Below are 18650 nucleotides of genomic sequence, written 5' to 3' on the forward strand. Positions count from 1 at the left end.
CCAACTGGCCGGCGAGGTGCGACTCGATCTGCGGCGAGACCTCGCCCGCGGGCGGGAGGTCGCCTCTGAGCGCCCGCGGGAGCCGGCCGGCGTCCGCGCCCTTCTTCTCCCACACCTCGCGCACGCGGTCGACGACCTGCCGCATGCCGTCGGGGCCGATGAACGTCGCGCCCGTGATGGGGTGGCCGTCGGGCGCGAGGAAGACGGTCGAGGGGAAGCCGCCCATGTTGTACCGCTCTCGGATGCGCGGCTGACGGTCCACGTTCACCCGAATCGGGACGAAGCCGTCGTTGAGATTCGCCGCGATTCGCGGCTCCGCGTACGTCTCGGCGTCCATCTCGTGACAGTCCTCGCACCACGTCGCCGACAGCGACAGCAGGATTGGCTTGTCCGCCGCTCGCGCCTCGGCGAACGCGTCGGGACCCCACTCTCGCCATTCGACGCGCGTCTCGTCGGTCATGTCCACCCATCCGCGGTGGACGCGGGTAAGCGCTTCGAGCCCTCGTGACACGACCGGTCGCAGTCGGCGGGTCACGCGAGTTCCTCGACGGCCATCGCGGACGGATTCGGGAGACCAGCGCGCCGCGGGCGGGACAAAAGGGCTATGGGCCGCGACCCGGTAGTGTCGCCCATGCGAACGCGCACGCTGATGGCGCTCTTGCTCCTCATCCCCCTCTCCGACGCGTTGCTACTCGTGGTCGTCGCGCAGTACATCAACCTCGTGCCGACGGTCGCGCTCGTCGTCCTGACCGGGCTCGTCGGGATGCTCATCGTCCGCGCCGAGGGACGACACACCCTCAGAAGCCTCCAGTCGAAGTTCGCCGGGGGCGACCTCCCGACGAACGAGGTCATGGACGGCGGCCTGCTCATCGCCGCGGGCGCGTTCCTCCTCACGCCGGGGCTCGTCACCGACACCATCGGCTTCCTGCTCGCCATCCCCGTGACTCGATACCCCATCCGCGAGGTGCTCAAGCGCTTCGTCGTCAAGCCGTATCTCGACAAGCGCGCCGACGGCTTCGTCACCGGCAACGTCTGGACGACCGGCTTCCCGCAGGGCGACTTCGGTCCCCGGCGGTCCCGGTGGCTCGCCCGGCCCGAGCGGCGGGAGCAGTTCCGGCGGAAGCAGCGGGACCGGCAGTAGCGGCAAGGGCGGCGGTGACGGCGTCTACGACGCCGACCCCGACTCCTACCGCTTCGACCGCGACAGCAACGACGCCAACTAACGCGCCTTTCTCGCTTTCGCGTCGGTCGTTCGGTGGCTTCACCCGCGTAGCCGCGCGTTCGGCCCGCGTTTCGAGTCCCGCAATCGACCGACGACGCCGACATTCACTAACACGCACCAACGCGCCTCCGAAAAGAAAGTCTTAAAATCAACAGCGCACAACGAGTGAATGCGCTTACCTGGGCCAATAGCTCAGTCAGGTTGAGCGCTCGGCTGATAACCGGGAGGCCCGCGGTTCAAATCCGCGTTGGCCCACTCCCGTTGGCAACGATTCGTTGCCGATGCGAGTTAGGGGCTCAAACTCCCCGGCCACCCAACTTCTGTGGATACTACTGACCGAGAGAGCGTTCGGTCTATCGTTCGTGTCGTCGGGACGAATCAGCGGTGAACACTCGACAGCCTCGACCGAGCACGACTGTCCCGACACAGACGATAACTACTGTTTAACTCAAACCCCCGATTGTTCCGTACACATACACACTTATTTACACATATCCGTCCAAATCCATCAGAACCCGGCTGGTTGGGAGGACGAATACGGAGAAAGATATATCACGCAATAGATTGTGGTACCGAATAACATGGAATACGAACTCACCTGTCTGTACGGGTGCGGCCACACCTCCACGGCAGACTCCCGCGAGAGCGTCGGCGTTCTCGTGATGGAACACATGGACGACGAACACGACACGCCCGTCGACCCGCTCGAAGCGGGAGAACTCGCGTTGAAGCGCTTCGACGGCGCGTCGCTCCGGCAGGCGCGGCAGTAGCCGACTACTCGAACTTCCGTCAGGTCTTCGAATCCGAGTTTCTGTCGACTATCACCGTCTGGTTCGTTCGAGAGGCCGCGCAGTCTATCGATTCCGCGGTTCGGCGATCGACCCATCCGAACAAATTTACTCAGTTCTGTATCCCAGTAGTATTAAACCCGTACACGCCATACGTGTTGGTGATGCCAACCATCGACGTCTCCGAACACCTGTACCGCCAGATTGAGTCCGCCGCCGACGGTGAGGACCTCGACGCGGCGATGTGGAAGATGGTCGGCCGGTACCAGCGTGGTAACACGCCCGGCGACTGACAGGATTCGGACCACCCTCGACTCCTGACCGCGCGTGCGGTCATCATCAACCCCGCTCGCCGCAACTTGCCCTGTTTGCGGCGAGTCCGTTTTCCGTTTTCTGAGCGACTGTGCCCGTGAGTGGGTTCGCCGTCGTGCTCGTCGCCCTCGTCCTTCTTTAGCGACGCGTCCGTAGCCTCTCGCGTGTTCAACGCCGAGCCCACCGGAACCCTCGGGAAGTTCGCGGAGACGATGCGCGTCTTCGCCGAGCGGCGGCCGTCCGTCCGCGACCTGTTGCGCAGTCGAACCGGGTCGCTCGACCGCGTCCACGCGGTCCTGCCGTCGACCGTCGCAGTCGGCGAGTCGCTCGACCTCACGGTACAGGTGTGGGACGAGTACGAACGGCTTCACGGCGCGTACGACGGCGACCTGCGGGTGTCTGCGACGGACGATACTGCGACGTATCCAGACCGCGTCTCCCTCGCCGGCAACGACGAGGGATACGTCAGACTCGCCGACGCCGTCTCCTTCGAGTCGCCCGGCGTCCACTACCTGACCTTCTCGCGGCCCGGATTCGACGAACGGTACGTCTCGAACCCCGTGTCCGTCTCCGCCAACTCCCCCGACGAGCGCGTCTACTGGGGCGATATCCACCTGCACTCGCGGCTCTCGGACGGCACGGGGAACTTGAAGAAGGGGTATCGGTTCGGCCGCGACGCGATGGACCTCGACGTCGTCGCCTACACCGACCACGACACGATGGGGTTTTTCATCCCGCCGTCGCTCCAGCGCGCCCTCATGCACGGGTGGTACTTCGACCGGTCGCGGCGCGTCGCCGACCGGTTTAACGACCCAGACGAGTTCGTGACGCTCGTCGGCTACGAGTGGACGAAACAGCCCAACTGCGGCGGCCACGTCAACGTCTACTTCGAGGACGCCGACGACGCCGTCCTTCTGGACTCCCGCGGCGGGACGACGGACACCTACGAGAAGCTCTGGAGCCGACTCCACGAGTTCGAGTCGACCCGCGACTCGCGGGTCGTGACGATTCCGCACCACCCGACGGAACGCATGTATCCCTTCGACTTCTCGGCCGTCGAGTACGACGACGAACTCGCGCCGCTCGTCGAGGTGTACTCGCAGTGGGGGTCCGGCGAACTCCCGGGCGACGAGGGGAACCCATTCCCGCTGGCGATGGGTCGCGGCGAGACCGACGAATCCGGCCACTTCGTCCGCGACGCGCTCTCGATGGGGCACCGGGTCGGCCTCGTCGCGGGCGCGGACTACCACGGCCCACACCCCGGCCACTCGCTCATCCACGCCGACCCGCACCTCCCCTCCGTCCGCGAGTGGGTCGAAGACGGCGTCGGCTGGTCGAGCATCTGGCGCGTCTGGAACGAGCGGAGCTACCCGGGCGGTCTCTCGGCGTTCCGCGCGCCCGAACTCACCCGCGAGGCGGTGTTCGAGAGCCTCCGGAACCGCCGCGTCTACGGGACGACCCAGCCACACCGCATCCTCGCGTCTCTCTCCGTCGGCGGCGTCGAACCCGGCGAGAACGACAGTTCACTCCGCCTCGATGCCCGCGACGACCCCCGCGAGGTCGGCGTCGAGGTCGCGGGGACCGCCCCGCTCGAACGCGTCGAGGTCGTGAAAAACGGCGAAACGTGGCGGTCGCAGGCGATTACTTCGGACCCCGACGCGCCGCTTTCGGCGTACACAACGGCTGTCTCGTGGACCGACGACGACCCGGTCGAGGGGACGGTCTGGGACGACGACCGGCGCTCGGCGGCCGACGCGTACTATCTCCGGGTCACGCAGGTCCCGCGGGACTGCGAGTTCCCCGGGACCGCGTGGGTCGGCCCGGTCTGGGTCGAACCGCCGGACTGAGCCAGCGGCCGCGGCGGCCGCGCACGCGACCAGGTCGGCCGCTCAGCCGAGGAACCTCGTCACGCCGAGGCTTTCTGCGACCAGCCACGCGACGAACAGCGCGTAGGTTCCGAGGAGGAGGTACGACTCGCCGCGCGTCAGCGCCATCTCGGTCCGGAGGACGGCGAAGAAGACGACCGACGCGCCCGTGAGGAAGCTCATCATCGGGACGACCTCCTCGAAGGCGATGACCGCGCCCCCGGCGACGAGGATGCCGACCGGGAGCGCGACGAGGAGCGCGAACACGTTGCTCCCGAAGACGTTTGCGAGGCTCATCGGCGCGTTGCCCTGCCGGGCGGCCGCGACGCTGACGAACGTGTCCGGCAGGCTCGTCCCGGCGGCGACGACCGTCAGCCCCCAGAGGAACGGCGACGTGCCGAAGGCGTCGCCGAGACCGACCGCCGCGCGGACGAGCAGTTCGGCTCCGACGAGGATAACCGCGAGCGACGCCACGAGAGCGACCCATTCGCGTTTCGGGTCCACGTCGTTGACGACTGCGGTGAGTCCGGCGCGGTGCTCCAGCGTGTCGTGGTACTGCATGAACAGGTACAGGCCGTACAGCGCCAGCGGGATGAGCGCGAGCGCGGGACTCACGAATCCATCGAGGCTCGCGGTGTCCGCCGCGGGTCGGTAGATGACCGCGAGCGAGAAGGTGAGCACGAGGACGGCGATAGAAAGCAGGTAGAACTGCGCCTCCTTGTAGACGAGGTCGCGGTTCGAGGCGAGCCGTCCGCCCTCGCCGACCATCGCCGACACCGACGGGATGATGAGGATGTTGTAGACGGCCGACCCGACGACCGCGCCGACGCCGATGTCGAACGACTGGTACCGGACCGTGGCGATGACGATGCTCGATAGCTCGGGGAAACTCGACCCCACGGCGGCGATGATGGCTCCCTGCACGATGGCGGGGAGTCCGTAGTACGCGCCCAAACGGTCCGAGGCCTGCACGAGCATGTCGCCGCCCTTCCACGCGAGAATCGCGCCGGCGGCTGTGAACGCGACGAGAACCGGAACTGATGCCACGCCCGCACTTCGGCGGCCGGTGGGAAAAAACCGACCCGACTGGCTGCGTCGGCTGATTTCGGCTCTGCCCGTCCGCTCAGAACCCCTCGCGCAGGTAGCGGTCCCGCTCCGTGAACACCGAGGCAAGGGCGTCGGCCGCCTCCTCTCCGGCGACCGAGAAGCGGTCGGTGCGCGCGAGCGTCTCGACGGTCCGCGCGCCGACGAGGAGTTGCGAGAGCGCCCCGATTTCGACGGTCGCGTCCGGATTGGTGTCGTCACCAACTGATTCGACGCGCGCCGCGCCATCGTCGACGGTGACCCGGAACGACCCGTCGTTCCAGTCGCAGCGGTCGTCGTCGACCGCGAGAACGAGGTCGCAGGCGGCGTCGCCGGGGAACGACACCGCTTCGAGGGCGGCCGGCACGTCCACGATACGGACCATCGGCCCGGGCTTGAGTTCGACTGTCGCCGCCCGCGGGTCGGTCAGGCCGTCGATGAGCCGGGTCGACTCGTGTTCCGACGAGAGGACGACCTCGTCGACCTGCGAGTCGTGGTCCCGCAGGAACCGAAACAGCTGTGCGCGGGCCTCGGCGTCGACCGCGACGAGTTCGCCCACGGACAGCGTCCGCGACTCCCAGTCGCCGGTCACGTCGTAGACGACGTAGCCGCGGAGGTCGCCGTCTCGCTCCCAGCCGTAGACGAACGGGTCGCCGTCCCAGCCGCGGAACAGTCGGTGACGAATCCAGCCCTCGCTTCGGTCCACCGCGAGGTCTTCCGTCGCCGCGGTCGCGTACACGTCCTTGACCCGGGCCCAGTCGTCGGCGTCGAGGCGGACGAACTCCCCGGCCGGGTCGGCGGCGACCGCCCCGAGTTCGTCGGGCGGAACCGTCGTCTTCGCGTAGTTGTTCGCCGTCGCCCAGCCGAACCGGCGGTAGAAAGCGTACTCGAACGGCCAGAGCGCCGAGAGATACCGGCCGGTGTCGCGGAACTCCGCGAGGAGGGCGTCGAGCATCGCGCCGACGTGGCCCTGTCGGCGCGCCTCCGGCGGCGACGCGACCGCTGAGATACCGGGGAGCGGGTACCACTCGCCGCGGACGCGAGCCGTGAAGTCGTAGAAGGCACACACTGTCCGCAGGTCGGCCGCGTCGAGGTCCTCGACGGGCGCGTCGGGCGGGGCGTCGTAGAAGCCCCGCGGGCGGTAGCTCTCCGGGTCGGGCAGTCGCTCGTCCGACCAGTCGGGGCCGTTCTCGGGGCGGAAGGCGTAGTTGAGGAACTCGCGGTACGTCTCGCGGTGCTCCTCGGGGAGGGGACGCAGGTGCATACCCGCGGTGCGTCGGGGGACCGTATATGTTTTCGGTGCCGCGGGCTCGGAGGCAGTCGATTACGATGCGGTGAGACCGACGGCGAAGGCCGACGGTGTGACGAAAATTTCCTTCGTGGACCGCTTCCCGAACCGTGCGATTCACGTCGCCTCGGTCCCGAGCCCTGCACATGAGTGAGACGAAGCAGTCGTTGGTATCGCGGGGGAGCCTCCTCCTCGCGGCCGTCGTGACGCTCGGCATCGTCATCCCGGGCGTGGCGCGCCGCCTCCTCGGCGAGGCGGGCTACAACGACCTCGGAATGGTCGTGTTCGTCCTCGGCTACGCGGGCATGGTCGTCATCGTCTGGTACGGGTGGATTCGACCGCTCGACATCACCGGCCCGTCCGAGTAGCGCGCGCCGACCATCGGCGGCCGCTCCGTGCCGACGGCGGTGCAGACACCGGGGGGAACTGCCCCGACAGCCCGGTCGCCCCAATATCGGGGGGTCCGACCGCCGGTTTCCAACGAGAATAACGGAACTTTGATAGTCGATTCGAACCGACCGAGAAAACAAGAATGCTTCCCCTTCAGCTCGTAGACACCTTCCTGCTCGACTACAACATCGGGCAGGCGCTGTTGCTCGTGTTCATCCTGTCGACGGTTGGAACGCTGCCGCTGAAGTCCCGGCACGTCCTCGGTATCAACACCACGGTGTTCGGGCTCATCTTCCTTCTGACCCCGGTGTCGCTGGGCAAGGCTCACTACCTGTTCCTCGGGATTGCGCTCCTCATCGTCGGCCCCATCGTCTACGTCTCGGGCCGTCGCTGAGGGGACGCCGACGGGCGGTTTCGCCCGACTCACCGCCGTTTTTCGCCGACAGTACGACGGACCGACCGACCGCAACCGACGGTCCGCGACTCGTTTTTCGCTCGCGACGATTCCGAAGAACGCGACGTTTAAACGGAGAGAACCGCAACCCACGGGTATGTCTGAACCGAGCGTTCCCGGCGGCCGCGGGGCCGTCTTGGACCTCCCCTGCGGCGAGACGAAGCGCGTCCGGGAACTCGACTTGGGCAAACGGGAGTTCGACTGTCCGTGCGGCGACAGCCACGCCGTCGTCATGGACGTTCACCCGCCCGACCGCTTCCTCCCGGAGTTCCTCGTCGAAATCCTTCAGGAGACCATCGAGACCACGAGCGACGACATGCCCGAGTTCGGGACGGCCCACCTCATGGGCATCGTCCTCGAGGAGTTCCCCGAGGCCGTCGTCTCCGAGGACGTCTCGGAGGACGGCGAACTCGGCGCGGGCATCGTCTGGGTGACCGATTTCGATTCTCGACGGCTCCACGAGATAATCGTCGAACTCGTCGTGGAACTGATGGAACACGCCGTCAGCCACGCCGACGACGACGAGGTCGTCTCGGAGTTCGAGTCGAAGATGCTCCAGTTCGACGTGAGCGAGTTCGTCGACCAGTACCGCGCCCAGCGCGACCTCGACCCCGAACCGTACATGTAGCGCGCGGACCGAGCGCCCGTTTTCAATCGATTCGAAGCCGCTCTACCGTCGGGTCCAGCGTCGCCTTCGCGCCGAGCGGAAGCGGCACCGTCGGATCGGCGTGGCCGAACTCCACGTCGAACACCGCGGTCGCGTCGGGGTTGTAGGCGTCGAGGACCGACAGCACCTCCGCGCGGAGCTGCGCGCCGTAGTCGGCCGGCGGTTCCCACTCCAGTCCGGGCGAGTAGGTCCGCGGGCGACCGACCACGACGCCATCGAATCGTTCTAACAGCCCGCGTTCGCCCATCGCCCGCAAGGTGTACCGGACTTCTCGGGGCAACGGCACGTCCTCCGAGGTTTCGAGCGCGAGCACCGCCCCATCCAGTTCTTCGGGGTCAGGGAGGTAGCGACCGGTCTGGAGATGCCACTTCAGGATGCTGAAGTTGCCGCCCCAGAGCCGACCCGTCACGCGGTCGTCGCCCCGCCACGTCCGCCCCGGGTTGTCGTGCCACTCTCTCGGTTCTTCGGTGTCGAAGTCGAACCAGTCGTCGGTCCACTCCGGCGCGGGTTCGACGACGCCGAGAGAGCGCTCGAAGAACGCCCGCCGAAGGTACCGCTCGACGTACGGGTGGATTTCGGGGTCCACGGTGAGCGTTGGGTGGAGCGTCGCGCCGTAGCTCACGACGCCGTGGTTCCAGAGGAACAGCCGGAGATTGTCGTTGTCGCTGAAGCCGAAGAAACGCGTCGGCGACGCGGTCAACCGCGCCGGGTCGAGGTGCGGGAGGATTCGAAGCTGGTCGTCGCCGCCGGTGACGGCGATGACGCCGCGTATCGACGGATCCTCGAAGGCCTCCATCACGTCCTCCGCGCGCGCGGCCGGGTTGTCCCGGAGCCACTCCCAGTCGCGGCGGGCCGACTCGAAGACGACGGGGTCGAGCGAGAACACGTCGCGGAGTCGCGCGCACGCGCGGTCCAAGTGAGATTCGTCGATGGGGCGCGACGGCGCGACGACCGCGACCCGGCTCCCGGAGTCGAGCGGCGGCGGCGTCGTGAATACCGCGGGCATGCGTAGCCGGTACTCGGATACCCGTCAAAAGCCTTCCCCGGCCGCGACAGCGGCGTTCGGGGACTTTTTCGAAATTCGCAATCGAGTTTCGGACCTCGTAATTTTTCGCCGGACTTATTACGATGTGCGGATTGGATTCCGACGATGACTGACGAGGACACCTCGACCGGACCTCAGCAAGGCACAGAGGACCGGACGATTTTGCTCATCGGAAGCGGCCCAATCCAGATCGGACAGGCGGCGGAATTCGACTACTCCGGCGCGCAGGCCTGCCGCGCGCTCCGAGAGGAAGGCGCGCGAGTTGTCCTCGTCAACTCGAACCCCGCGACCATCATGACCGACCCCGAGATGGCCGACAAGGTCTACATCGAACCCATCACGACCGAGGCCATCTCCGAGATTATCGAACGCGAGCGCCCCGACGGCGTCATCGCCGGACTGGGCGGTCAGACCGGACTCAACGTCACGGCCGAACTCGCAGAGGAAGGCGTCCTCGAGGAGTTCGACGTGGACATCATGGGCACGCCGCTCGACACCATCTACGCGACGGAGGACCGCGACCTCTTCCGCCAGCGCATGGAGAAGATCGGCCAGCCCGTCCCGAAGTCGACGACCATCTCGCTGGAGGAAGGCGAGGCGGTCGAGAACATCACCGAGGAGGCCCTCGAAGAGCGCGTCGAAGACTCCGTCGACGCCGTCGGCGGCCTGCCGGTCATCTCGCGGACGACCTACACGCTCGGCGGCTCCGGCTCCGGCGTCGTCCACGAGATGGACGAACTCGTCTCCCGCGTCCGCAAGGGCCTCCGCCTCTCGCGCAACAGCGAGGTGCTCATCACGGAGTCCATCTCCGGGTGGGTCGAACTCGAGTACGAGGTGATGCGCGACGCCGACGACTCGTGTATCATCATCTGCAACATGGAGAACATCGACCCGATGGGGATTCACACCGGCGAGTCCACCGTCGTCACGCCCTCGCAGGTCATCCCCGACGAGGGTCACCAGGAGATGCGCGACGCCGCGCTCGGGGTCATCCGCGAACTCGGTATTCAGGGCGGCTGTAACATCCAGTTCGCGTGGCACGACGACGGCACCCCCGGCGGCGAGTACCGCGTCGTCGAGGTGAACCCGCGCGTCTCGCGGTCGTCCGCGCTCGCCTCGAAGGCGACCGGCTACCCCATCGCCCGCGTCACGGCGAAGGTCGCACTCGGCAAGCGCCTCCACGAGATTACCAACGAAATCACCGGCGAGACCACCGCCGCCTTCGAACCCGCAATCGACTACGTGGTCACGAAGGTCCCGCGGTGGCCCAAGGACAAGTTCACCGACGTGGACTTCGAGCTCTCGACGGCCATGAAGTCCACCGGCGAGGCGATGTCCATCGGGCGCACCTTCGAGGAGTCGCTGTTGAAGGCGCTCCGCTCGTCCGAGTACGACCCCGCCGCCGACTGGGACGAGGTGTCCGACGAGGAACTCGAAGCCGACTACCCTCGAAACGCCGACCCCCGACCGCCCGTACGCCATCTTCGAGGCGTTCGAGCGCGGCTACACCACGGAGGACGTGGTCGAACTGACCGACATCCACGAGTGGTACGTCGAGCGCTTCGGCCGCGTCGTCGAGGCGGTCGAGGCCGCCTCCGATGGCGACTTCGCCGCCGCCGCCTCCGCCGGCCACACCAACGCCAGCATCGCCGCGGCGACCGGCACGAGCGTCGGCGAGGTCGAACAGAACGTCCCCGGTCGCACCTACAAGCAGGTCGACACCTGCGCCGGCGAGTTCGCCGCGCAGACGCCGTACTACTACTCCGCGCGCAAGCCCGAGTTCTTCCGCGGCCCCTTCGAGGGCGACTCGGCGGGTAACGAACTCCGCGTCGACCGCGACATGGAGAGCGTCGTCGTCGTCGGCGGCGGTCCCATCCGCATCGGGCAGGGCGTCGAGTTCGACTACTGCTCGGTCCACGCGGTGCAGGCGCTCCGCGACATGGGCATCGACGCGCACGTCGTCAACAACAACCCCGAGACGGTGTCGACCGACTACGACACCTCCGACGGCCTCTTTTTCGAGCCCATCACGGCAGAAGAGGTCGCCGACGTCATCGAGGCCATCGACGCCGACGGCGTCATGCTCCAGTTCGGCGGGCAGACCTCGGTCAACATCGGTCACCCGCTCGAATCGGAACTCAAGCGCCGCGGCGTCGACTGCGAGATTCTCGGCACGACCATCGACGCGATGGACCTCGCCGAGGACCGCGACCGCTTCAACCGCCTGATGGACGACCTCGGCATCCTCCAGCCCGAAGGCGGCTCCGCGACCAGCGAGAAAGAGGCGCTCGACCTCGCCAACGACCTCGGCTACCCCGTGCTCGTTCGCCCGTCGTACGTCCTCGGCGGCCGCGCGATGGAAATCGTCCACTCCGACGCGGACCTCAAGGAGTACATCGAGGAGGCCGTTCGCGTCTCCCCCGACAAGCCCATCCTCATCGACGAGTTCCTCGCCGACCTCGCCGACGGCGTCGAACTCGACGTTGACGCCGTCTCCGACGGCGAAAACGTCCTCATCGGCGGCGTGATGGAACACGTCGAGGCCGCCGGCGTCCACTCCGGCGACTCCGCGTGTATGATTCCGCCGCGCTCGCTCGACGACGAGACGATGGCCCGCGTCCGCGAGGTCACGGAGGACATCGCCAGCGCCCTCGACACGGTCGGCCTGATGAACGTCCAACTCGCGGTCAAGCAGAACGAGGAGGGCTCGAACGACGTGTACGTCCTCGAAGCCAACCCGCGTTCCTCGCGCACCGTCCCGTTCGTCTCGAAGGCGACGGGCGTCCCGATCGCAAAGCTCGCGGCGAAGGTCATGGCCGGCAACTCGCTTGCCGACCTCGACGTGAGCGAGCAGATTCCCGAGCAGGTGTCGGTCAAGGAGGTCGTCCTCCCGTTCGACCGCCTGCCGGGTTCGGACCCGCGTCTCGGCCCGGAGATGAAGTCCACGGGCGAGGTCATGGGCACCGCGACCTCGTTCGGCAAGGCCTACGAGAAGGCACAGTCGGCGGCTAACGACCCGATTCCGGCCGACGGCACCATCTACGTCGACCTCGCGGACCCCGAGTTCCCCGACGCCGACAGCGAGGCCGGACAGGAACTGCTCGACGCCTTCGGGGAGTACTACGAGGTGCTCACGCCCGGGGACGTCGACGACTTCCTCACGATGCTCCGCGAGGATAACTTCGACTTCGTCGTCTCCCGCGACCGCGAGACGCTCATCGACTGCGTCGAAGAGGAGGTCAGCTACTTCTCGACGTACGCCTCCGCGAAGGCGGCCCTCGAAGCGCGCGACGCGGCCGACGAGGACATCGACGTGCTCCCGGTCGGCGAGCGCCCGCGCGTCGTCGCCAACTGGGGCCAGTAACGGAACCAGTACGGCGCGCGACCCACCCGACCCGATTCTTCGACTCGCCGCCGACTCGATTCTTCTGTTCTCCCGCCTGGCGACCGCCGCCGCCGACCCGGACTTTTGACGCGTTCCCGAAGGTTATTGAGCCCCGCCCCCATGCGCGGGTATGGCACGCAATCGCGGTCGCGTCCTCCTCGCCGGTGCGACGGGTCGGACCGGCCGACACGTCCTCGACGCGCTGGCCGAGACGCCCCTCGTCGTCAGGGCGCTGACCCGCGACGCCGACGCCGAATCGGACCTCAGAGCGCGCGGTGCGGACGAGGTCGTCGTCGGCGACCTCCTCGACCCCGACGACGCCCGGCGGGCGGTTCTCGACGCCGACGCCGTCGTCTCCGCGGTCGGCGTCTCGGCGGGACTCGAAACCATCCGCGGCGACCTCGTCGACGGCGCGGGCGTCGTCAACCTCGTGGACGCCGCGACCGCCTCCGGCGCACAGCGGTTCGTTCTCATGTCCTCCATCGGCGTCGGCGACTCGAAGGGCGGACTCCCGCTGTCGCTCCGCGCGCTTCTTACCGCGTCGGGCGTCCTTTCGGCGAAGGAACGAAGCGAGAATCGGCTTCGAGACGCGCCGCTCGACCACACGATTATCAGGCCCGGCGCGCTCACCGACGCCCCCGCGACCGCCGACGTGGTCGTCGGCGAGGGCGGCGACTCCGTCCGCGGGAGCGTCCCCCGCGCCGACGTTGCGAACGTCCTCGCGCACTCGCTTTTCACCCGCGAGACCGAAAACCGGACGTTCGAGGTCGTCTCCCGCCCCGGACTCCGCGGCCGGGCGGACAACGTGGTCGATATCGACTGGACGCCGCTCCCCCGGCCCGAGGCCGCGGGCGGCGAGGGCGACCAAGAACGAGAGCGAGAACTCGCGGAGTAGTCGGCGGCGCGCTCAGTCGAGTTTGCCGAGCGCCTCGAAGAAGTCGGAGGTCGGCCCGGCGAGTCGGACCGGCGAGTCGGACCGCTCGATGCGAATCTCCGTCGGCGGCGACACCGTCCGACGGGTCCGGCCGTCGCCGACGACGACCGCCGACGCCGCGTCGGTGACGGTGACGGTCACGGCGGCGTCCAGCGGGACGACGAGCGGCGGCATCCCCTCGTCGGCCGCCATCTCGGTGACGACGAGCCCCTCGACGCCGGGGTGGACGAGCGGCCCGCCCTCGCTGAGGTTGTAGGCGGAACTCCCCGCGGGCGTCGTGACGAGCACGCCGTCGGCGTGGCTCCCGGAGTACAGCGAGCCGTCCACGCGGACCTCCAGGTTCGCACCGCCGCCGTGGCCCCGCCGCGGGCCGTGGACGACGACCTCGTTCATCGACGGGTCCATCTCCCAGTCGTCGCCCGTGGCGACGATGCGGGGGACCTCCCGGACCGACTGGTTCCCCTCGCGGAATGCGGCCACCTCGGCCAACACCTCGTCGATGGCGTCGTCGGGCGAGACGGCGTTCAGGAAGCCGACCTCGCCGAGGTTCACGCCGAGGATGGGGACGCCGTCGGCACCGCGGGCGGCGTAGAGGAACGTTCCGTCGCCGCCGATGCTCACCACGAGGTCGCAGTCGTCGAACGACTCGACGGGGACGCCCTCGACGCCCAACACCTCGGCGGTCGCCGCGTCGACGACTGCCTCGGCGTCGACCTCTGCGAGCGCCTCGCTCGCGTCCGCGGCGAGGTACGCCGCCCGGCTGTTGCCCTTCTGTGCGACGATGCCGACCTTCATGCCCCGCGGTTTGGCGTCCCCGGGCAAAAGCCCACCGTCACGTCGCCCGGTCTCGCGTCCGCTCGTCCCGCTCGGCGACGCCGCGTGATAGCTTCGAGCACGGGAAACGTTCATGACGACGCCGACACACCATGAGATGATGGCAGGCACGGACGCCGGCCGCGCTGTCGTTCGGTGGTGGCTCCCGTGAGTGACGACGACGACTGGTTCGAACGGGCACTCCGCGAGACCGACGACGACGACGAGACCGACGCAGACGACGCGGGCCCGGAGGAACGCGAGCAGCGTGACGGCGGCGAGACCGACGCCGAGGCGGACGGCGACGCCGAGACCGAAAGCGGAGCTCCCGAAGCGACAGACGCGGCCGGAGGCGAGGGCGAACCGCTGTCGTTCGGCGACGACCCGTTGGGCGGGGGTGCGGGCGACGACGACCCGACAGACGACGACCCGTTTTCGACCGACTTCGCCACGGCGTTCAACAACGCGCCGACGCCCGACGCGGGTGGCGGGTTCGGCGGCGAGTCGCTCGGCGACGATTTCGGATTCGGTCCCGCCCCCGGCTCCGGTCCCGAGGGGTCTGACCCCCCGACCTTCGACGACGAGGAGTTCGACTCCGACATCGACCGCATCGATATCGGCATCGAGGGGCTCGACGACATGATTCTCGGCGGCGTCCCCGAGCGGTCGCTCATGGTGGCCATCGGGAGCGCCGGGACCGGCAAGACGACGTTCGGCCTGCAGTTCCTCCGGAAGGCGCTCGAAGACGGCGGAAGCGGCGTCTACATCACGCTCGAAGAGAGCCGCGAGCGCATCCTCGATACGGCCGACGAGAAGGGCTGGGAGTTCTCGAAACACGAGGCCGACGGCCGGTTGGCCGTCGTGGACCTCGACCCCGTGGAGATGGCGAACAGCCTGTCGAGCATTCGCAACGACCTCCCGCGGCTGGTCGAGGAGTTCGGTGCCGACCGGCTCGTCCTCGACTCCGTCTCGCTTCTGGAGATGATGTACGACCACCCCTCGAAGCGCCGCAGCGAGGTGTTCAACTTCACGCGGTCGCTGAAGGACGCCGGCGTGACGACGATGCTCACCTCCGAGGCGGACCAGTCGACCCCCTACGTCTCCCGACACGGCATCGTCGAATACCTCTCTGACGCGGTGTTCGTCCTCCAGTACGTCCGCGGCGACGACTTCCGGGAGACCCGGCTCGCAATCGAGATTCAGAAGATACGCGACGCCAACCACTCCCGGGAGACCAAGCCCTACGAACTCACGAACGAGGCATCAGCGTCTACCGGCAGGCGAACATCTTCTGAGTCCGCGTTCGGCGGCGTCGATACCTCAGTCGTCGGCGGGCGCGGGGTCGGCCGACTGTTCGGACTCGAAGCTCTCGAAGTGGACGACCTCGTCGACCGGGCGGCGGTACTTGCGTTCCGCCTGCAGTTCGTCGGCGTCCTCGGCGGGGATACCCATCGTCAGGAGCATCACGGGTTCGTAGCGCTCGCCGTCGATGTCGAACGCGTCGAGGACGGCGTCAGCGTCGAAGCCGCCGATGGGACAGGAGGCAACGCCCTCGTCCCACGCGGCGTACATGAGCGACATGGCGACCAGCGACGTCGAGCGGACGGTCCAGACTCGGCGCTCCTGCTCGGGGAGGTCGGCCATGCCGGCGATGTTGTCGAGGATGCCGTCGCGGACCTCCTCGCTCGGCAGGTAGCCCTTCTCCAGCATGTCGTCGGCGACGGTCTCGGCGTGCGCCTCGGGGTCCTTGTTGCCGAGCACGATGACCGACGCGGCGGCACCGGTGACGTGTTCCTGGTCGTAGGCCGCCTCGCGGAGCAGTTGCTGTGTCTCGTCTTCGCGCAGCACGACGAACTCCCACGGCTGGAGGTTGTAGCTCGACGGGGCCTGTACGGCGTTTTCGAATATCGTCCGGAGGGTCTCGTCGTCGAGCGACTCGTCGGCGTACTCGTGGATCGAGCGGCGGGTCGTCACGACCTCTGTGAACTCCATCGGTTCCCGGCAGGGACGGCGCACAAATAGGCGGTTGCAATCCGGTCGAACCGGCCGATTCCGGTGTGCTCGCAGTCCTCGTATCGGCACACTACCGGGTGACGCCGATGTTACCGAGGGGGGCAGATGCGCGGTTCCGCGGCGGCGGCCGCCCGTCGCGGCTCACCTGACGATGGTCACCGGCACGGGCGACCGCCGGAGGACCTCCTCGGCGACGCTTCCGAGCAGGATTCGCGAGACGCCGGTCCGACCGTGGCTGCCCATCACGACGTGGTCGTAGTCGGCGTCGTCGCCGCCCAGCACCTCGACGATGACTTTCTGGGGGCTGCCGACCTCGATGCGGTCGGTCACCGCTCTGTCGGCGTCGACGAGTCCGACCTCGGCTTTCACCTCGGCGAACGTCTCTCTCGCCTTTCGTTTCTCCGCTTGGAACCACTCTTCTGAGCCGCTGAGCGCACGCTCTCTGTAGTCGGCGTCGGCGGGGTTGATGACGTTCAAGAGCGTGAGTTCGGCGTCGGGCCACTCCGAGGCGGCGAAGCGAACCGCGGCGACCGACTGCGGCGACCCGTCGGTCGGAACGAGCACGTGTTCGGCCATGTCGCGGACTACTCGGCCGACCGCTAAAAAGCCGCCCGGCGACCGCGCCGCGGCGCGGCCGTCAGTCGCCGTGTCGCGTCACGCAGGTCGAAAGCCCCTTCAGCTCGACGGGTTCGGAGTTGTCGGGCGAGTAGACGACCATCTGCCCTTTCTCCATGTACGGCACCTTGTCTTCGAGGTTCGGCGGGATGTTGACGCTCTTGATGGCGTCCTCGTCGCCGAGGTTGAGCACGACCTTCGTGTTCACCTGCTTGAACACCGGGTCGGCGATGTCCTGTGGGTCCTGCGTGATGAGAAACAGGCCGAGGCGCTCCTTGCGGCCCTGTTTGGCCGCCTCGGTGAACTTCTGGATGACCTTCCGCGCCTGCACCGAGTCGGCGTCGGTGAGGAAGTTGTGCGCCTCGTCCATCCCGAGGACGACCGGCGTCTCCTTGATGCGGTCGCTCGACGGGTCGTTCGAGAGCTTGTCGTCGATGAGCAGCGCCGACACCGCGAGGACGAACAGCTCCTTCGCCCGGCTCGACGAGAGGTGGTAGGTCGGCACGACCGTCAGTCCGCCGGGGCGGACGAGCTGGTGGTCGAGTTCGGTTATCGGCCGGGCGTCCTGGTCGAACACGCCGCTCGGGACGCCCCGGACCCGGCGTTTCACCGCGTCGAAGGTGGCCTCGTGGACCCGCCCCGACTCGTCGAGTTCCTCTTTCAGCGCCGGGTCGTCGAGGAACCGGAGGAACTGCTTGTACGTCCCCGAATCGCCGTAGTCCCCGAAAAAGCGGTTCAGGAGTTCGGTGAGCGCCTGGTACTGGTTGTCGTTGAGGCTGCTGCCGGCGACGAGCCACGGGAGGTCCCGCACCATCGAGAAGGGGATGGTGAACTCCAACTGCTCGGCGCGGTGGTTCGCGCCCGGATACGACGACCCGGCCATCTTCGGCACGAGCGCGACGGTGTTCTCGTGGCCGCCGTGGGCCACGCCCTCGCGCTCGTAGCGCCGGGCCGTCTCGGCGTCCATGTCCGGGTTGTCGTCGTGCATCTGGGCGTACTCGTCCTGCGGGTCGAACTGGACGACCGCCGTCTGGACCTCGCGGCCGTCGTCCATCTCGTAGCTCCGCTCCGCGGAGAGGTACTGCCGCAGGATGTTCTTCGAGGCGTGGGTCTTGCCGGACCCGGTGCCGCCGGCGACGAGCGTGTGGCGGAACACGAGCGGGTCGCCGTCGGTGTAGTCGTCGTTCAGCCGGTAGTCGATGGTCGGCGGACTGGCCGCCGTCCGGACCTTCTCGCCGCCGACCGAGAGGTGGCCGAGGAAGACGCCCTCCTCGGGAATCTTCAGGCCGGTCTTAATCTGGGTCGCGTCGGTGGCCTCGCCGACCGTCGCCTGCGGCTTCGGCACGCGGTCGACCATCCGGCGCTTGAGGTCGCCGCCGTCGGAAAACAGGACGGCGATGGGTTCGAGTTCGGCCATGAACTTGAAATCCCGCTCCTCGAACTCGTCGGCCGGGCGGCGCATCGCCCGGCGGGCGTGAATCTCCGTCGCGTCGTCGGCCTGGAACTCCTGGGCGTACTCCAGGCCGACGATGCGGCAGAACAGCAGTTCGTCGTCGGGGTAGGGGACGATGAGGTACTTTCCGAGGCGGACGCGCTCGCGGTTGCCCGCGGTCACGAACGCCCGGAGCGCCGTCCGGTCGGGGTCCTCCGAGACGCGCAGGCCCTGCGAGACCGCAATCGCGCCGACGCCCCGCTCGTCGCCGACGGGGTCGGCGTCGTAGTCGAACTGCAGGTCGTCCGCGTCGTCGGTCGCGCCGCTCGAATCGGTCGGACCGG

General features: G+C 67.8%; 15 protein-coding genes, 1 tRNA gene and 3 pseudogenes. 11 read left to right on the forward strand and 8 right to left on the reverse strand.

The annotated features are described in order from the left end of the window. Nucleotides 1–460 (reverse strand): DUF255 domain-containing protein (locus tag ATB1_RS00960; protein WP_042661862.1); only part of this gene is annotated, 460 nt, incomplete at its 3' end. Nucleotides 461–631: 171 nt separating this feature from the next. Between ATB1_RS00960 and ATB1_RS00965 the strand changes: the two are divergent. The 5 genes and pseudogenes from ATB1_RS00965 to ATB1_RS00980 all read left to right on the forward strand — a co-directional run bounded on the left by ATB1_RS00965 (nucleotide 632) and on the right by ATB1_RS00980 (nucleotide 4169). Beyond that, a pseudogene (locus ATB1_RS00965) lies at nucleotides 632–1223 on the forward strand (FxsA family protein). Between the two features lie 180 nt (nucleotides 1224–1403). Further along, nucleotides 1404–1477 (forward strand) — tRNA-Ile (locus ATB1_RS00970). 326 nt (nucleotides 1478–1803) lie between these two features. Beyond that, nucleotides 1804–1992: a hypothetical protein gene (locus ATB1_RS00975; RefSeq protein ID WP_042661863.1), complete on the forward strand. Its 189-nt coding sequence runs from the start codon at nucleotides 1804–1806 to the stop codon at nucleotides 1990–1992. Between the two features lie 182 nt (nucleotides 1993–2174). Then, entirely contained in the window at nucleotides 2175–2303 is a 129-nt protein-coding gene (locus tag ATB1_RS23740) for a hypothetical protein (RefSeq protein ID WP_004042243.1), read from the forward strand. A 183-nt stretch (nucleotides 2304–2486) separates the two neighbouring features. Beyond that, nucleotides 2487–4169 carry a DUF3604 domain-containing protein gene (locus ATB1_RS00980; RefSeq protein ID WP_042661864.1) on the forward strand — a complete coding sequence of 561 codons (1683 nt, stop codon included), beginning with the start codon at nucleotides 2487–2489 and terminating at the stop codon, nucleotides 4167–4169. Between the two features lie 42 nt (nucleotides 4170–4211). Here the strand turns inward: ATB1_RS00980 and ATB1_RS00985 are convergent, their stop codons facing one another. Further along, a complete protein-coding gene (locus tag ATB1_RS00985; protein WP_042661865.1) occupies nucleotides 4212–5234 on the reverse strand; it encodes a sodium:calcium antiporter in 1023 nt (340 codons plus the stop codon). Between the two features lie 76 nt (nucleotides 5235–5310). Then, complete coding sequence (gene eis, locus ATB1_RS00990) at nucleotides 5311–6534, reverse strand: enhanced intracellular survival protein Eis (protein WP_042661866.1); 1224 nt, start codon at nucleotides 6532–6534, stop codon at nucleotides 5311–5313. A gap of 170 nt (nucleotides 6535–6704) precedes the next feature. On the opposite strand from eis, the gene ATB1_RS00995 reads away from it, so the two are divergent. The 3 genes from ATB1_RS00995 to ATB1_RS01005 all read left to right on the forward strand — a co-directional run bounded on the left by ATB1_RS00995 (nucleotide 6705) and on the right by ATB1_RS01005 (nucleotide 8030). Then, nucleotides 6705–6926: a hypothetical protein gene (locus tag ATB1_RS00995; RefSeq protein ID WP_042661867.1), complete on the forward strand. Its 222-nt coding sequence runs from the start codon at nucleotides 6705–6707 to the stop codon at nucleotides 6924–6926. A gap of 164 nt (nucleotides 6927–7090) precedes the next feature. After that, nucleotides 7091–7342: a hypothetical protein gene (locus ATB1_RS01000; protein WP_004975390.1), complete on the forward strand. Its 252-nt coding sequence runs from the start codon at nucleotides 7091–7093 to the stop codon at nucleotides 7340–7342. A 157-nt stretch (nucleotides 7343–7499) separates the two neighbouring features. Then, nucleotides 7500–8030: a DUF5815 family protein gene (locus ATB1_RS01005; protein WP_008095664.1), complete on the forward strand. Its 531-nt coding sequence runs from the start codon at nucleotides 7500–7502 to the stop codon at nucleotides 8028–8030. A 22-nt stretch (nucleotides 8031–8052) separates the two neighbouring features. Here the strand turns inward: ATB1_RS01005 and ATB1_RS01010 are convergent, their stop codons facing one another. Then, the gene (locus ATB1_RS01010; protein ID WP_042661868.1) at nucleotides 8053–9075 is read right to left on the reverse strand and encodes a S66 peptidase family protein; all 1023 of its coding nucleotides are present in this window, start codon (nucleotides 9073–9075) and stop codon (nucleotides 8053–8055) included. 144 nt (nucleotides 9076–9219) lie between these two features. On the opposite strand from ATB1_RS01010, the pseudogene carB reads away from it, so the two are divergent. Together carB and ATB1_RS01020 are read left to right on the forward strand one after the other, a co-directional pair. After that, nucleotides 9220–12478, forward strand: a pseudogene (carB, locus tag ATB1_RS01015) (carbamoyl-phosphate synthase large subunit). Nucleotides 12479–12629: 151 nt separating this feature from the next. Next, nucleotides 12630–13394, forward strand: coding sequence for an SDR family oxidoreductase (locus ATB1_RS01020; RefSeq protein WP_042661869.1), 765 nt, complete (start codon nucleotides 12630–12632; stop codon nucleotides 13392–13394). 12 nt (nucleotides 13395–13406) lie between these two features. Here the strand turns inward: ATB1_RS01020 and ATB1_RS01025 are convergent, their stop codons facing one another. Beyond that, complete coding sequence (locus ATB1_RS01025; RefSeq protein ID WP_042661874.1) at nucleotides 13407–14228, reverse strand: NAD(+)/NADH kinase; 822 nt, start codon at nucleotides 14226–14228, stop codon at nucleotides 13407–13409. A 186-nt stretch (nucleotides 14229–14414) separates the two neighbouring features. Between ATB1_RS01025 and ATB1_RS01030 the strand changes: the two are divergent. Continuing rightward, a pseudogene (locus tag ATB1_RS01030) lies at nucleotides 14415–15541 on the forward strand (KaiC domain-containing protein). Nucleotides 15542–15566: 25 nt separating this feature from the next. Here ATB1_RS01030 and ATB1_RS01035 read toward each other — a convergent pair. The 3 genes from ATB1_RS01035 to ATB1_RS01045 all read right to left on the reverse strand — a co-directional run. Next, entirely contained in the window at nucleotides 15567–16238 is a 672-nt protein-coding gene (locus tag ATB1_RS01035) for a nitroreductase family protein (protein WP_042661870.1), read from the reverse strand. A gap of 162 nt (nucleotides 16239–16400) precedes the next feature. Next, a complete protein-coding gene (locus ATB1_RS01040) occupies nucleotides 16401–16835 on the reverse strand; it encodes a universal stress protein (RefSeq protein ID WP_042661871.1) in 435 nt (144 codons plus the stop codon). 61 nt (nucleotides 16836–16896) lie between these two features. Beyond that, nucleotides 16897–18650, reverse strand: a 1754-nt coding sequence (locus tag ATB1_RS01045; RefSeq protein WP_042661872.1) for an ATP-binding protein, incomplete at its 5' end; no start/stop codon positions are given.

This window comes from Haloferax sp. ATB1 (genome assembly GCF_000730175.1).